9 protein-coding genes are annotated in these 17,371 nt (G+C 43.8%); 3 read left to right on the forward strand and 6 right to left on the reverse strand.

What is annotated here, in order from left to right:
• Positions 1–22: 22 nt before the first annotated feature.
• From DXD68_RS24625 to DXD68_RS23585, 3 genes are all read left to right on the forward strand, one after another.
• Positions 23–1,960 (forward strand): heparinase II/III family protein, encoded by a 1,938-nt coding sequence (locus tag DXD68_RS24625; protein ID WP_233577299.1) that lies wholly within the window; start codon positions 23–25, stop codon positions 1,958–1,960.
• A gap of 21 nt (positions 1,961–1,981) precedes the next feature.
• Positions 1,982–3,883, forward strand: coding sequence for a heparinase II/III family protein (locus tag DXD68_RS24630; protein ID WP_233577301.1), 1,902 nt, complete (start codon positions 1,982–1,984; stop codon positions 3,881–3,883).
• Positions 3,884–4,059: 176 nt separating this feature from the next.
• A complete protein-coding gene (locus DXD68_RS23585) occupies positions 4,060–8,043 on the forward strand; it encodes a hybrid sensor histidine kinase/response regulator transcription factor (RefSeq protein ID WP_158585929.1) in 3,984 nt (1,327 codons plus the stop codon).
• 190 nt (positions 8,044–8,233) lie between these two features.
• Here DXD68_RS23585 and DXD68_RS23590 read toward each other — a convergent pair whose 3' ends face one another.
• The 6 genes from DXD68_RS23590 to phoU all read right to left on the reverse strand — a co-directional run bounded on the left by DXD68_RS23590 (position 8,234) and on the right by phoU (position 17,357).
• Positions 8,234–9,841 carry a LamG-like jellyroll fold domain-containing protein gene (locus tag DXD68_RS23590; protein ID WP_122363884.1) on the reverse strand — a complete coding sequence of 536 codons (1,608 nt, stop codon included), beginning with the start codon at positions 9,839–9,841 and terminating at the stop codon, positions 8,234–8,236.
• A gap of 12 nt (positions 9,842–9,853) precedes the next feature.
• Positions 9,854–11,461 (reverse strand): RagB/SusD family nutrient uptake outer membrane protein, encoded by a 1,608-nt coding sequence (locus DXD68_RS23595; RefSeq protein ID WP_122363885.1) that lies wholly within the window; start codon positions 11,459–11,461, stop codon positions 9,854–9,856.
• 12 nt (positions 11,462–11,473) lie between these two features.
• Positions 11,474–14,773: a TonB-dependent receptor gene (locus DXD68_RS23600; protein ID WP_122363886.1), complete on the reverse strand. Its 3,300-nt coding sequence runs from the start codon at positions 14,771–14,773 to the stop codon at positions 11,474–11,476.
• Positions 14,774–14,917: 144 nt separating this feature from the next.
• On the reverse strand, positions 14,918–15,922 hold the full coding sequence (locus DXD68_RS23605; RefSeq protein ID WP_122363887.1) for a FecR family protein: 1,005 nt from the start codon (positions 15,920–15,922) through the stop codon (positions 14,918–14,920).
• Between the two features lie 94 nt (positions 15,923–16,016).
• Positions 16,017–16,598 (reverse strand): RNA polymerase sigma-70 factor, encoded by a 582-nt coding sequence (locus DXD68_RS23610; RefSeq protein ID WP_233577303.1) that lies wholly within the window; start codon positions 16,596–16,598, stop codon positions 16,017–16,019.
• Between the two features lie 84 nt (positions 16,599–16,682).
• Positions 16,683–17,357, reverse strand: a complete 675-nt coding sequence (gene phoU, locus DXD68_RS23615; protein ID WP_075558906.1) for a phosphate signaling complex protein PhoU — start codon at positions 17,355–17,357, stop codon at positions 16,683–16,685.
• Between the last annotated feature and the right edge of the window lie 14 nt (positions 17,358–17,371).

The raw sequence follows: 17,371 nt of genomic DNA on the forward strand, positions 1-17,371 counted from the left end.
CAGTTACCCAAATAGAGAAAAAATGAAACAGTATATCTTATTGATTGCCTTGCTTTTGCCGATAGTCTTGCATGCACAGTCATTATCCGGGATCTCTTCACATGAGGTTGTCCCGGAGCACCCTCGTCTTCTTTTAACTAAAGGAGAAGAAACGCTGTTGAAGGATAAGATATCTTCTGAGCCTCTGTTGCAAACCTTGCACAACGAGATTATAGAGGAATGCGACCGGATGCTTTCGCTACCGGTCCTTGCCCGTAACCAGAAAGGGCGCAGAATCTTGCATACTTCGCGTGAAGCTATCCGGAGGATTTTTTACTTGTCGTATGCTTTTCGTTTGACGCAGGAGGATACCTATTTTCTGCGGGCGGAAAAAGAGTTGCTGGCAATGGCTGATTTGTCGGACTGGAATCCTAGTCATTTTTTGGATGTGGCGGAGATGACTTCTGCTGTGTCGATCGGATATGACTGGCTATATCCCCGGTTGTCTGAAAAATCGAGAAAACAGATTGCCGCAGCAATCAAGGAGAAAGGGTTGAAGCCATCGTTAGAAAAACAATATAACGGCTGGCTGGGTGGTAATAACAATTGGAACCAGGTTTGTAACGGAGGCATTACTTTTGGAGCACTGGCTTTGTATGAACAACAACCGGAGGAATCTGCCGCTTTGATAAATCGTGCTTTGGAGTCGATACGCCAACCGATGACCGTCTATGTAAATAATGGGGCTTATCCTGAAGGATATGGTTATTGGATTTATGGGACGACTTATAATGTGTTGTTCATTGATCTGCTGGAAACTATTTGGAAAAAGGATTTTGGCCTTTGCGAGGCTCCCGGATTTTTGAATACAGCCTCTTTTATGCAACATATGGAAGGTACAGCCAGGGCAGTGAATGGACTCGCTGTCACAAAATCGCTAGAACGTGTTACAGAATCCAGGCATGCCAGCCTACAATGTTTTAACTTTGCCGATAACGGGAGTTCCACTGTAGTGAATCCGGTTATGTATTGGTTTGCCGGAAAGACGAATACTCCTTCACTTATCTGGAGAGAACTGGATAAATTAAAAGCGCTTGAAGTCAGAAAAGATCCCAGTCTAACTAAAGACCGTTATCTCCCCATGTTACTTATATGGAGTAAGGATATTTTGTTTAAAGACATTACGACTCCTGTTGAACGGATGTATACGGGGCAAGGAAAAAGTGCTCTTGCCATTATGCGGACTTCCTGGGAATCGGATAACGCTATTTACCTGGGGGTGAAAGGGGGAACTCCGAAGGAAAGTCACGGACATATGGATATAGGTTCTTTTGTGATGGAATCGGATGGTATTCGATGGGCTATGGATTTCGGGGCACAAGATTATCATTCGCTGGAATCGAAAGGTATTGACCTGTGGAATATGACGCAGGAATCTCCCCGCTGGGATGTGTTTCGTTATAACAATATGGCTCATAATACATTGACTGTAAATGGAAAGAAACAGATCATAGCAGGGTATGCTCCGGTAGAAAATATTACAGAAAAGGACGGGCAGATGTCTGTTTCAATGGATCTTACGTCTTTATATCGAACAGAAGTCAGTAGCTTGAAAAGAGGTGTCGGAATTATTAATAACGAATATGTCCTGATCCGTGATGAAATCCGGACGGATGACAAGGCGGCTTCGATCCGGTGGAATCTGCTGACTGCAGCTACCCCGCAGATCATAGATGACCATACCATTGTGCTTGTCATGGATGGAAAGAAGTTGACAATAAAAGCTGAAGGGACGGTTGCGATAAAGGGCAGAACCTGGAGTACGGAATCTCGTCATGAGTATGATGCTTCCAATAAAGGAACTATCTTTGTTGGATTCGAATTTGAAGTTCCGGCAAATACCCGGCAGTGGGTAGATGTTTGCCTGATACCCGGAGAAAATATACCGAACGTGAAAAACTCTGGAATACAGTTGTTTTGAAATCTTTAAATACAGTATACCATGGAAAAATACCTTTTAACCTTTTGTCTGTTGCCTTTTGCTTTGCTAGCACAAGTACCGAAAAGTATTCCTTTTGAAGAGAATAACCGGTTTCGAATCAATGAAATTGCCGGTTACCTAGAGGAGGAGCCGGCTGGTTTTGGCGTATCCTATCACAACCGTGCGGAGTGGGAAAAGATCAAAGATAAAATTGACTATCCTTCTGTCTTGAAAAAGGCAGAGGAGGTCTTGAATACGGAAATGCCAGCTTGGGATGATGAGCTCTACCTGGAATTTTCAAAGAATGGTGTCAGGCCTCCCGGCGAGAAAATGCTGAATGCCCGAAAATCACGTCTGGCACCATTGGTTTGGGCTGAATGTATGGAGAATGAAGGACGTTTTGTCCCTAAAATAGAATCGACCTTGAAAGAGCTGATCTCCCATCGTTCCTGGGTACTTCCGGCACACGATACGTATCTGAACGTATTTTATGGAAAGAAACATGAAGTGGATCTGGCAGCGGCAGCTTTTGTCCATGAGTTGGCAGAGACTCTTTATTTCCTGGATGATAAGATCAGTGAACCGGTCAGGGTGGCTGTGATAGACTCCATGTATGCCCGTGCTTTTAATCCGGTTAAAGATGCTTTACAAACGGGGAAAGGATATACTTTTAACTGGTTCAATAATACGAATAACTGGAATGCCGTTTGTCTGGCAGGTGTTACCAGTGCTGCTGTCGGGGTTATAAAAGACAGAAAGGAACGAGCCTTGTTTGTTGCCGCTGCCGAATATTATTCACAGAACAGTGTGCTGGGATATACGGATGACGGATATTGTACGGAAGGGCTGGGATATTTTAATTATGGATTCCAACATTACATCATTTTACGGGAACAGTTGTATCAGCGCACCAAAGGCGCTATAGACTTATTCAAGAGTGAGAAGATGAAAAAGATAGCGATGTATGGCATCAATTTCGAAATTATCAACGGGGTTTATCCGGCTTTTGCCGACTGCCGGATCGGAACGGCTGTTTCTCCACAGATTTTATGGTATTGTAACCATAATCTGGGATTAGGGTTGTCTGCTTATGATCAGATCGACACTCGAGAACTCCAGCCTTCGGTCTTTACTGCGATGTTATTTTTTCAGAATACGGCCTTGCAGACATCCTGCCATGCTGAAAGTGTAGCAAAGACAGAGGGAAAACAACCGGTCAGAATGTTCTTTGACAAAGCCGGAGTGTTGATTTGTCGTCCTGAAAATCCAACGACACATTCCATGGGAGTTGCCTTGAAGGGCGGAAATAATGCCGAACATCACAATCATAATGATGTGGGAAGTTATTCTCTTGTCATAGGGAATGAAACACTGGCGGGCGATCCGGGAGGTCCTTATCACTATGCCGGTGCAATGTGGACGGATAAACGGTATACATTCAAGTCGATTTCCTCTTTCGGTCATCCTGTCGCTGTGATAGACCAGGCGTTACAGGGAGTCGGAAAAGAATACCGGGCAAAAATCATAGGAACGGATTTTACAGCTGCCCGTGATGAATATGTTTTGGACTTAACGAGTGCTTACGATTGTTCGAATCTGAAATCATATACTCGTAAATTTGTGTTTGACCGTAGCGGAAAAGGTAGTTTGCTGATAGAAGATCGTTTCGAACTGGATCAGGCCGGCTCTTTTGAGTCTGCTGTTACGACATTGGCCGACTGGAAGGAAAAGGGAGACAATACAATAAAACTGTCAGGCAAGCAACATACAGCCAATGTAAAAATAGAAGTATCATCTCCGAAGGGATATACTATTATCCCAGAAAAAATACAAGAAAACGGTCCTGAGTTTTCCCGTATCGGAATCCGTCTGAATGAAAAGTCAAAAAAGGGCTACATCCGTATATTTTTCGAAGTTGAATAAAGAACTCTCCCCTGAATATCCTATATTTGGGGGAGTTTTATTTCTATACAAAATGAGGAATTACGATGTTTAGACTCAGAAAAAATCATATTTTATACAAGCTGATATTATTTATTTGCCTATCTTTCAGTTTACCAGTTTTGGCGGGGAATATAAAAAATTACAAATTCCACACCTTGTCGCCTGAGGGTGGCTTTTATTATGATGGGGTAAAGTCTATTCAGCAGGACAACGACGGCTTTATCTGGATCGTCATGGAGAACGATCTTTTCCGTTTTGACGGTTACCAGTTTAGAAGGTATTATTCTTATTTCAGAATGCTGGATACTTCGGATAAATGGTACTTTCGGAATGTGGAACTGGATGCCCGCGGACATTTGTTCGTTTCAACTAATAAAGGGCTTTTCGTTTACGATAAGATTACCGACTCTTTTAAAAGAATGTTCAAGCCGAATACGATGAACATTAAAACGGATTCTCGGGGGAATCTCTGGCTGATAAGTGCCAGTTTAGGCATTTTCGATGTGGAGAAAAAGACCTTTTTCGGAATGGAGTCAGAAAAAGGTTTGTTGTATGATGCCGTGACTCTGTGTGCTGATGAGGATGAACTTATAACCGGAACTTCCCAAGGTGAGATATATCGGTTTGACTATGACAAAATGTTTTTTGAACAAATTTGTGTGCTTTCGGATAACCAGGCAATTATCGAGATAAAAAAACATGGGAATGAGTTATGGGTGTTGACCGAAAGCTATGGACTGTATAAGTTGAATTATCAGACTTTGTCCATTATTAACCACTACAGTTTTTTTTGTACGCAAAATAACGAATATGTTCCGTCGAAAACTTTATATGTCGATAAAAACGGTTATGTCTGGGTTGGTACTCAGAGAGGATTATATATCATGAATCCGGAAACGGAGGAATATTCCCATTTCACAAATTCAAAATCAGATATTTTTTCTTTGCCCAGTAACTCGGTATGGACGATAGAAGAAGATGCCCAGAAAAATGTCTGGATAGGTACTTACTCGGGGGGGGTGTGTTATCTTAATTTTCAGGAGACATCCCGGTTCCGCACGTTTACTCCCCGTGAAAACGGTTTGAACCATAAAGTGGTAAGTGGTTTTGCAGAAGATGATGAATTTCTGTGGATCGCCACGGAAGGTGGTGGTGTCAACCGGATGAATAAGAAAACGGGGGAGTTCAGGTATTATACCCATAATCCGTTACAAAACAGTTTAACCTACGATAATGTTAAATCGCTGGTTATCGACCAGTCTCAGAATCTATGGGTTGCCATGTATCGGGGAGGATTAGATTGTTTTTCTTACAAAACATCGGCCTTTAAGCGATTCAATAAAGATTATCGTTCAGACAACAGAATGCTAACCAACGATTTGAGAAAGGTGATACTGGAAGCGGATTCCGGTTTATGGATCAGCTATCAGTCGGCAGGTATTTCTTTCTATTCGTTTGCAACAGATCGTTTTACTCATTATCTGTCGAAAAGAGATAACAACAATAGTTCCATCTCGGATCTTTGCCGGGGAAGAGAAGATGATTTATGGGTGGTCAATAACGAGGAACTCTATTATATGAATGTTAGGTCTAAGGAGTACAGGAAGATTGCTTCGGATTCGACTTACAGTCTCAGGGCACAGGCGTTATGTCTGGATGAAACGGGGAATGTGTGGATTGGAACGGTTGGGAGTGGGTTGGTTAAATACGATGTGAAGAATAACCGGTTTTATTCCGTCAATGATATTTTGCGCTATGACGTATCCACAATTTATAGTCTTTGTGCGGATGATGATAACGATCTCTGGATGGGCACGGATAACGGTCTGTTTAAATATAATATAGAAAAAAATACCTTTTTCCGTTTTGATAAGAAAGACGGGATACAGGGAATCGTATTTTATCCGAAAGCCTGTATGAAAGGGAAAAATGGTGAATTGTATTTTGGAGGGACCAACGGTTTTACAATTATCAATCCGAAGGAAGTGTTGCTCAGTGAATTTAAACCGACTGCTATTATTACAGATTTCTATATAGATAATGAGATTGTAAAACCCGATTCGACTGGTTCTCCGTTGCACCAGTCGATTTCTACTACCAAAGAGATCATTTTGGATTATAACCAGATAAATTTTGGTTTTAAGTTGTCTTCTGATAATTACCTGATACCGGAGAAGAACCGGTTTAAATACAGGTTGGTGGGATACGATCAGCGTTGGATAGAGATCGATGCCACAAGCCGGATCGTGTCTTATGCCAAAGTTCCTTCGGGTACTTATACATTTGAAGTGATGGCATCCAATAATGATGGCGTATGGAATGATGTTCTAACAACGATCCGGATCAGAAGGTTACCGGCTCCCTGGTTTAGCTGGTGGGCGTATATGATTTATGGTTTCCTGTTTTTTACTTTAGGAGGAACTGTTTTGTATTATTACAACCATCAGAAAAAACTGAAACTAGAGCTTTATATGGATTCTTTGGAAATGGAGAAGAAGGAAGAGAACCATCAGGCTCAACTGCGCTTCTTTACAAATATTTCCCATGATTTCCGAACTCCGCTGTCTCTTATCATGGCTTCTGTCGAGCATATGCAGCAACAGTATGGGAACAATCATTATATCCGATTGTTGAATAGTAATGCCCGCCGCCTGCTGAATCTGGTTAATGAGCTGATGGATTTTAGGACAGTGGAGAATGGGAAAATGAAGCTGAAGGTACATTCATCTAATATTAACCGTTTTGTTCAGGAGGTCGCTTCTGATTTTCAGGAGTATGCTTTACAAAAGGAGATCGACTACACGATTCAGTGTGATCCGGCTTTATCAGTGCCTATTTACTTCGATGAACAGGTCATGGAGAAAGTAATTATGAACTTATTGAACAATGCATTCAAATACACAGGCAATAGAGGGCATATTGTAGTCGAGACCCGGTTGGATAAGGAACCTTTTCGGTCCGGTTTTAAAAACAGCTATAAAATACAATCTAATCCGGAGTTGGTCCGGACTTTCAGTATTTTGGTCAAGGATACAGGTGTCGGTATCTCAGCCGAATCTATAGCCCAAGTGTTTGAACGTTTCTATAAAGTTGATTCGGATGATACGGAGGCTCACATCGGTTCCGGAATCGGGCTTGCGTTGGTAAAAAGTCTGGTATTGCTTCATAAAGGAGCTATTTCGATTTATAGTGAACGCAACAAAGGTACGGAAATGCTTGTGCAGTTTCCTCTGGATAAAGAAATGTATGATGCTGTGGAATTGTTGGAAAATGAAGCATCAGCGAAAAATATGACAATGTCATATTTTATCGAACCGGAACTCCTGTTTGATAAACAGGAATCAGATAAACAGGAATTCTTCTTGTTGAGAGACAGGAAACGAATCCTTTTGGTGGAAGATAATGAGGATTTGCGTGGTTTGATGGCGATGCATCTTCGCTCTTCTTTTGAGATTGTCGAGGCCGGGAATGGGGTGGAAGCATCCGATATAGTGGAAGAAATGGAAATCGACCTTATCGTCAGTGATATTATGATGCCGGTAAAAAGCGGAATAACTTTATGCAGGGAGATAAAGGAAAACATGAACTTTTCCCATATACCATTTATTATGCTGACAGCCAGAGGTGGATTGGAGAATCAGATGGAAGGGGTGGACTCCGGTGCGGATGCTTATTTTGAAAAGCCGGTTGATTTCGGACTTCTGAAATTGACTGTGCAGAATATATTCAGGCAACAGCAAAACCTGAAAGAACACTATGTTCGGAACTATTTCGTTGACAGTCGGGAACTGGCAGCAAACCAGCAGGATAATAAATTTATCAGTCGTCTGATCGAAATTATTGAGAGTCGTATCGACCAGCCGGACATGGATGTCAGCTACATTGCCTCCGAGTTGTCGATGAGCCGGAGTAAACTCTATGCGAAAGTCAAATCGCTGACGGATAAATCAATTGTCGAGTTCATCAGAAGTTACCGTCTGCGAAAGGCTGCTAGATTGTTGATAGAGGAAAATCTGTCTATCCGTGAAACGATGGAGCGGATTGGTATCGAGAGCCAGTCATATTTCACTCGTATCTTCAAGAATGAGTTCGGAATGATCCCTACTGCATTTATTCAGAAGAACAAGGCCGTAAAGTAAAATAATTGGGGGGATCTAGCGGGTTGTTTGGGGCATACAGTGATTTTGTTCCGGAATAGAGTCATTTTCTCTTGATCTTCTATTCATATCACAGTTGTGATACAAAAGAAATCCATCTGTAAAACAAACGGAATCTGACTGTGATATGAAAAGAAGACAGTAGTGATATACAATATTAGCAGTCTGCCTTTTATTTAAAGTAGAATGACGTCACTACGCTTCCATGATCGGAGGGCCACCCTACAGGATGATGGCTCAGGGCTTCCGAACGATAGGGTATTAGTTTCTCCCCTTTGTAATAGATATAGTCGATCCGCTGGGGAAGGCAACTCAGTTTTTTAGCTCCCAGATTGATGAGCGGCGACCAGGTTGCTCCCTGGTTTAACAGGACATCCGGATAAAGATGACGAAAGCTATCGGTGAAACCTTTATCGATGACCTGTTTCGATACTTCCAGTTTGGCAAACGCACCCTGATGGGCCGGCCGGGTCTGCTCGTTCCAATCCAGATGAGAGTCACAGTTGAAATCTCCGACCAGTATGACCGGTGTTTCTGCCGACTGTGCGGTATGAGGTGCCATTTGTTTCAGTATCTCTCTGATTTCCGGCAGGCGGGTCTGCGCTTCATCCTCTTCGTATTTCTTTATCGCCTCTTTTCCTTTATTCAGATCGGCAACGTCGGGTAGGTAATGAAGCCAGATGTCGTAGAAGGCGATTTGCTGTTCCTCATTCAAGCGGATAAATGCTCCTCCCGAATTGAATGAACGGAACAGTTGAATCGTTTCGTCTATCGGGTAACGGCTCATAATGCTGAGATTGGAACTGATCAAGTAGAAATAATACCCGAGGGAGTCTGCAATGATAGCACCGGAACCGTACGTTTCGATCAATCCGATCACATCCGCATTCTCTTTTTTCAGGACGTCTATGACACGGTTTACGCCGACCTGCTTGCCGAAGCGCCTTCCGCCATGCCATATATTCCATACCTGTACTTTTAGTTTGTCGGGCTTGTAAGACGGATACAAGGGAGATAATGGGAAGAACTGTCCGTAACTTTCCCGTACCTCCTGGCTGCTGATCGGACGATCCCACATCTTCACTTCGTCTATTTTTCCGTTGAAGGCCATCCATTCGCCCCGGCACTCCCAATCCTGTTCCTCATCACTCCCTCCTACGATCGTGCGGAATTTACTTTCGAGCGACTGGAGTCCTTCTGTCTGATAAATAGCAACATTGCGTCCATCCAGATACATCCATACTTCTCCCTTTTTCTTATCTACGGATACTGTCAATTGATGCCATTTCCCGTCGTTTATGGCCTGCCGTCCGGCTGTCGGCTGATAGCTGTAACTGTTCTTTCCGTCGTTCAGGCTCAGATACCAAGCTCCGTTTTCCTGCGTTCCGATACACCAGCCCGTCGGGTCGGCAGTCGTTGCATTCGTCATGATTGGCGTACCTAATGGGGCGCCGGGTTTCGTTTTTACCCAGACTTGCAGGGTGAACGAACGGTCTGCTGCAAAAGACGGACGTTCTTTAGCGGTCAGGGAAAGGGGAATACGATAAGCTATCTCATCTGTCAGGTCGAGGGCTTTCCCTTTTAATCCTTCACTATAGGAAGAGGTATGCACCAGGAAAAGGGAGGATGAATCGCGGGTTGCAATTTCTGCCATCCGGATGGCTTCCGGCTGCGGATCATCGAAAGACTGATAGTAGACCAGCCCCTGTTCGGGGCTTTGGGCTACTATGTTTGAGCAAAAGGCTATCAGCGATATGCCTGTGATCAGTTTCTTGAACATAAAATATTGGGGTTAATAACCTTCATTCTGGGGAAGAAGGTTGCTGTTTAGTGTTATTTCATTTGTAGGAACACCGAACAGTTCGTGATAATCCTTTACATTTTTCGCTGCTTCTTTCGGATAGTAAGATTCAGAGAAAAGATATTCGATGTCATTCAGATGAGTAACTCCCTGTATTGCTTTGACCAGGTTATGGGTACGGAATAAGTCAAATTTCCGGTGTCCTTCATAACAAAGCTCCAGGGCCCGTTCCTTGAGGATAGCTTCACGTAATTGTGCTTGCGACAGGCCTTGTAGTTTCCAACCGGGGTTGATGGTCCCGTCTTCGTTGGTGTAAGCTCTTTCGCGGACTTCATTAATATAGGTAAAAGCTTCATTCGTTTTGTTTTGTTCATTCAAAGCCTCAGCAAATATTAATAAGACGTCTGCCCATCGTAAGAGAGGAAAATTCAGGGAAGTTCCTTCGCGGTCGGCACGGCGGTTCTCCACATCACAGAATTTCACAATATAAGGAGTTCGTACAATTTCTCCTTTGTATTTGATACCTGCTCCCAGATGTTGGGCGGTAGTACCTGTTCCTGCAATAAGTTCCTTGTATTTACTTTCCGAAGCCAGGCGGAAATTGAACTTCCAGCGGCTGTCGTTTTCTGTATCATACCACTTGTCTTCATCCGGTACATAATAAGAAGCGAACGGAAGAAGAGGGGCTATTGCTGCACTGTTTTTATACGGACTGTCTGATTCTTCCGTATAATCACCGTAGCAGGTAGTCTGACTGGGTAATTCTGTCTTTTCGATTAATGCCTGGGCTGCAAAAAGACTTTCTTTGCTGTTGTTGTACTTAGAATTGAATACATCGCTGTAATGTGGCAGTAATCCTCGTTTACCTTCAGTATAGAGTTGGCGACAGAGTTCTTCGCATTTGGCATACTCTTTTTCGAAAAGGTATATTTTAGCCATTAATCCGATGGCGCTGCTACGGCTTACCCTTCCTGCATCAGAGGTGCTATACTCGTCGAACTCAGGTAAGTTTTCGGCTGCATATTGCAGATCGGGAAGAGCAACCTCCTTCCGGACCTGAGATGCAGGAGTGCGGCTTAATGTCAGATAGGCATCTATATCTGTTACCGGTTCGAGTATTACTGGCAGATCCCCGAAGAAGTTGGTCAGGTGGAAGTACAGGAAACCACGAACGAAACGGGCTTCTGCCAACAGACGTTCCTTTGGTATCTGTTTAAACAAGCTCTCGTCCATTGCTTCGATATTGGCGATTGCCAGGTTGGCGTTGCGGATATATTTGAATCCGTCGCGCCATGTCCATCCGATACGCTCTGCCGATGCATTATGAGTATAAGTTGCTATCGGGTCGAGAGTTGGCCAGTTGTCTGTCGGGGAACGGGTCCCGATGTCTGTCCCGAATTCCATAACCATCATGGCCTGGCGAGTATATACATTCGCATCGGCAAATGCATTGTATAGGTCGTTAACACAGGAAAGAGCATTGTTTTCGTCGATGAAGAAATTGCTTCCGGCAACATCCCCTTTAGGATTTTCATCCAATAAACCTGAACATGAGCTCAGCAGGAGAAAAACAAACGGTAATATTTTGAAAATTTTCATATGCTATCAGTATTATAAGGTAAATTTAACGCCTAATGTGAAAGAACGGTTCATTGGGTATTGTCCCCAATCGTAACCTCTTAAAATAGGACTACTTGAATATAAGCTGACTTCCGGATCATATCCCCGGTAGTTACAGATGTTGAACAGGTTATTTCCTGTTGCATAGACGCGTGCAGCGGAAAATCCGATGGGGCTCAACCATTTCATCGGCAGGTCGTAAGCCAGTGTCAGGGACGACAACCGGAGGAAACTGCCGTTTTCCACAAATCTTGTGTCGACCGCATAGATGTATTCGTTACTCGGGCGAGCTACCGATGTGTTCGGATTTTCAGGAGTCCAGATCTGTTCTGCCAGATCGCGGTAGCAGTTTACAGCCGAATTACCCGGCAGAAAGTAAGCACTGTTCAGGTTTAAGACATCGTTGCCTACGGAGTATTGGAAGAATGCATTTAAAGAGAGTCCCTTCCAGCTGACCGTCGTGCCGAAGCCTCCGAAGAAATCAGGGTTGGCATTTCCTATGACCGTTGAGTTGTTGGGATCGTCTTTGATATCTTTGAATTTAGCATCTCCCGGACGGGCATTCAATCCTTTGGCATCGATTTCTTCTTGCGTCAGGACACCTTCGTATACTTGTCCGTAAAAAAGTCCGATAGGTTCGCCTACTTTCAGTATACTGCTGTAATAACCACCCCAATGTTCTCCTACGTATTTATATTTATCCGGTCCTAGACTCAGTACTTTACTGCGATTGGTTGAAATATTGAAGTTTGCATCCCATTTCCAATCCTTATTGTCGATCAATGAAGCATTCAGTGAAAGTTCAAATCCTGTATTCTTTAATGATCCCAGGTTTTGTAGCTGTGTGGACTGTCCGATGTATGAAGGGACGGAAATTTTCCAAAGCAAATCGCGTGTCTTCTTATGATAGAAATCCAAAGATCCGCTTAGACGGGAGTTGAAAAGCGAGAAGTCGACACCCAGGTCGAACTGATCGGTCTTTTCCCATGTCAGGTTGGGATTGGGAACTTCGCTCGGGGTATAGGTGACGATTTGGGAACCACCTAGAATCGTACTTCCGGATGAAAAGAGATATTGTGTGGAGTAAATGTCGATAGCCTGGTTACCTACACGACCGTAACTGGTACGCAGTTTCAAATCGTTTATGACGGATTGCTTTTTCATGAAAGCTTCTTCCGTAATGCGCCATCCTACTGATACGGAAGGGAAGAAAGCCCATTTATTTCCTTCTGAGAAACGGGATGAACCGTCATAACGGGCAACGACTGTCAATAAGTAACGATTATCGTACGCATAGTTAATACGTGAAAGATAGGACATGTATCCCCAGTTGTGATAACCGGATTCTACCTTGTCTTTTACCTGTGCGGCATTCAGGTCGTGAAAGCCTGTGATGTCATTGGCAAAATTAGAGACTTCGGTATTCAAGCCTTTGTCATGCCCTTTCTGGGCGGTAAAACCTGCCAGGACGGAAAGTGAATGTACCTCTTTTTTCAGATTATATGTCAACGTATGTTCCGTCAATAGGTCCTGGCTCTCGGATGTGAGGGCCTTTGCACTATTCGTCTTTTCCAGGTACGAACCTTTTCTGGGTGAGAAATAATCTTCACGCTGGTAATTCCACTTTACACCTAATGTCGATTTCCATACCCAGTGAGGGTCGAGTTTGAATTGTAGATAAGAATTGTTCAGCAGATAATATCCGTTTTTTTCGTCGGTCGGCAACAATGCTTCGGCTAACGGGTTACGTCCGGTCGGACGGCTGGGCTCCGTATAGTTGTATGAACCATCTTCATTCACGGCACTCCCTATAGGAGACATACCGACGCCATATACAGCCATTTCGAAATGGTTGTCGGGATCGGAAGGCATGGTCGACAGATCATGGAACTCATGAGAAAGGCTGACGGTCGTTCCCATACTGAACCACGGCTTGATCTCCGCATCCACGTTTGTGCGGAATGTTGTGCGGTTGAATCCGGATCCGATCATAATACCTTCCTGGTCAAAATGATTGACGGAAACAAGATATTTGATCTTTTCAGTACCGCCTCTGCTGGAAAAGTTGAGATTGTAAACCGGAGCAGTACGGAAAAGCTCATCCTGCCAGTCAACACCTGTGACCTTGGATGGATCGGCATAAGGAATTGTCGTCCCGTTGATCTTGGCTACTTTGTTTAAATAGGATGCATATTCGGTTGCTGAAAGTAAGTCGATTTTGTGGGGTAGTTTTTGCCAACCGTAGGAAGCTTCAACATCGAATGTCGCTTTGCCGGCTTTACCGCGTTTGGTTGTTACCAGAATGACACCGTTGGAGCCACGAGCACCGTATATGGCCGTGGATGTTGCGTCTTTCAACACTTCGATGGACTCTATATCGTTCGGGTTTAATGAATTAAGGTCACCGGCATCGACAAATCCGTCGATCACATACAGAGGTTCGTTACTGGCAGAAAGGGAGTTACCTCCTCGGATACGAATGGATGAAGATGTTCCGGGCGTACCGTTTGACTGAACGACCTGCATACCGGCAACACGTCCGCGAAGCAACTGGTCGACACGTGGTACAGGTTGTTCGATCAGGTCTTGTCCGCGAACGGAACTTATGGCGCTGATCAGGTCCGATTTCTTTTGTGTACCGTATCCTACGACAACAACTTCTTCCAGATTTTGTGTGTCTTCCGTCATTTTAATGGATAGGGTCGTTTGTGTACCTGCCTTTATCTGTAAGGGGTTATAGCCGATATAACTGATCTCCAGGATATCGCCGGGAGTAGCCTGAAGGGTGAACTTGCCGTCCAGGTCTGTGACAGTCCCGTTCGTAGTCCCCTTGACCATGATATTGGCACCAATGATCGGTTCCCCTTTTTCGTCGGTGACGGTACCGCTTATCGTTCCCGACTGGCGGGATGATTGAGCCGGTTGAGGTGTTTTCTCCGGTTTGATGATAATGTGCTTGTTCTTGATCTCGTATTTCAGGCCTTTCCCTTTCAGTACCTGGTTTAATACATCGTTGATAGATTCGCTGCTTATTTGCAGACTGACTTTTTGCCGGGTATCGACATCTCCGGTCTCAAAAAAGAAAATGTAATCGCTCTGTTTCCTGATCGTCTCGAAAGCTTCTTTCAGAGTTACATTCTGCAGATTCAACGTGATCTTTTGATTTTGTGGTAATGCTGCAAATGTTTGCTGGATACTGGCTGTAAAGAGTATCAAACATAACAGGGCTACCTGGAGCCTGGAGCAAACAATTAGCGTGATTTTTCTTTCTTTATAAAGAATGTTTTCCATACTTTTGTAATGTGATTAGAATTTAACTATTAAGTTTTAATGAACTCGTGAGTCGGGAAATGGTGCGAACATTTTCCGGCTCTTTTTTTGTGCTTTTCTCTTTCCTTTTCTGGTTCTCCTTTCTTTATGGGGTTATCAACTGTTTTAATATATCTCAATGATATTGTTATTGCGCCTGTAAGTGAATTTTTCACTGGATGACATGATTGTCAGGATATCGTCGAGCGTATCCGTATTGCGGAATTCTCCGAAGAAACGAAGTTGCCGGCGTTCGGGATTACGGAAGATAAATGTTACGTCGAAAGCTTTTTCCAGTTGTCCGGCAATTTCGTCGAAACTGATCTCGTTGAAGAAGTGTGCTCCTGTGGTCCATTGACAGACAGCCTCCGTAGAAACTTTCCGTACTTCTGTTTTTCCCGTCAGTTTGTTATATATAGCTTGCTGTTGGGGTACCATGATAACGGAATTGGAGGGAGCAGCTTTATCGATCATATTCACGGAACCTTCTGCCAGGGTTACGGCGATCTCTTGTTCGTCGGAATAGGCTTTGACATTGAATTTTGTTCCCAATACCTTTACATCGATCTCTTTGGCATTGACGATGAAGGGGAGCTTTTCGTTACGGGCAACTTCAAAATAGCCTTCGCCTTCCAAAGCTACCTGTCGGTTCTTTTGGGAAAATCCGGGCTGACAACTGAATTTACTGCCAGCATTTAACCATACGATAGTTCCGTCTTCCAACTGGAGACGGCTGCGTGAACCGAGCGGTACTTCGATGGTACGTACCATCGCCTGGTCGTCCTGCCGGTCGGATCGGTCGAACAGGTATAATCCGGCACTGCCCAGGAAAACTCCGATTAACAGGGAGGCTGCGATATGGGTATATTTCCGTAAGAACAGCTGCTTAGGCTTCTGTAATCCGGCCTGTTCGGCGAAACGGCGGAATACGGCTTCGTTCTTTCTTTTTTTCTTATGATGTATGTCGTATGAGGATAACCATAACTCGGTCATCTCATAATAGTATTTTTTATGAGACTCGTCAGCGGCTACCCAACGACCGAGTTCTTTCTCCTGTTCACGGGAAAGCGATCGGTTCAGATAGCCGGTAATCAGTTCGTCGTAGTATTCTTGTTGTCTTTTCTGATCCATTTTTATTGCTTCTTACCCTAAAGACAACATTCCAATAGTGCGAGGGTAGTGGAAAATGAAATATTTTTTCAAAAAATAATCCGGCAGTAAATAATCAGAAAAGTAGGGAGGATAAATATCCCTTCATACGACTGCGGAGAGTGGCAAGAGCCTGCTTGATATGATATTTGACAGTATTGACGGATATACCTACTTTATCGGCTATTTCATCATAACCTAGTTCTTCGATCCGGCTACAGATAAAAACCTGCCGGGTTTCGCGAGGCAGTTTATCTATCTCTCGGAGTATTTGTTCACTGAGTTCTTTTTCCAGCAAATGTCCCAATGGATATTCATCAGACAGGAACAGACCCTGAAGGATCGCTTCCGGATATTCTTCATAGTCGTCGAGGCTGATCTCCCGGTCTGCGAATATTTTCTTCTGGTAGTTGAGTGCATAGTTACGTATGCAACAGACTAGATAGGCTTGCAGGGAAGAGGTAATACGGAGAGATGTGCGTGTTTCCCATATATGGGATAATACGTCTCCGACAATGGTATCGGCCACCGTATCATCCCTTACATATTGACAGGCAATACGAAATAGAAGATGATAATAGTTGTCAAATAAAGTACGGTAAGCTTTACTTTCCCCACTTCTTAACCCGTCTATTAATTCTGTTTCATGAATCTCCACGATAGTATTGTAGATGTTGGTCCCTTTTCGGGATACAATATTACGAGATAGAAACGTAAAACACAAATCTTATTTATGCCTATTTTAATTTTCTGTTTTTCCGATATGCTTCATTACTTTAGCATCCAGATAGAAGATCAACTCTTCGGCGATATTCGTACAATGGTCGCCGAAACGTTCCATCTTACGGATCACACCTGCCATATAAAGTCCGACCAGGGCGCTTCCCGGATGTTTCTCGATGTAGTCGGCAATGATCCGGGTGGAGTTATGGTTAATCTCGTCGATCAGGTTGTCTTTGAGGAAAATACGGGAGGCTATTTCCGAACTTTCTTTTTCGAAGGCTTCCTGGCTGAGGGTAAGCATATTGAGCAGTTCTTTCAGCATCTCTTCTACCCGTGTCTCTTTGATCAGTTGCGGATCGACGGGGGCACCTTCCGGCAGGTTTCCTGCAAAACGGGCGATGCTTTCGGCAAAATCACCCAGGCGTTCCAGGTTCGTATTGATTTTGTACATGGCAAGAACGAAACGCAGGTCGACGGCGACAGGAGCGTAAAGGGCGATGATATCTTCGCAATCGCTGTCTATCTTCAACTCGAAAGCATTCACACGACGTTCGCGGCTGATCACTTTATAAGCCAGTTCCTTATCTCCGGTAAGCATCGCTTCGCCGGCATTATATAATTGTTGGTGGACCAAAGCCCACATTTCGCTGATACTGTTTTTTAAGGAGGCAATCTCCTGATCTATAACTTTCATATATATATAATCTT

This window comes from Parabacteroides sp. TM07-1AC (genome assembly GCF_003480915.1).
GTDB classification, from domain to species: Bacteria; Bacteroidota; Bacteroidia; order Bacteroidales; family Tannerellaceae; genus Parabacteroides; species Parabacteroides chongii.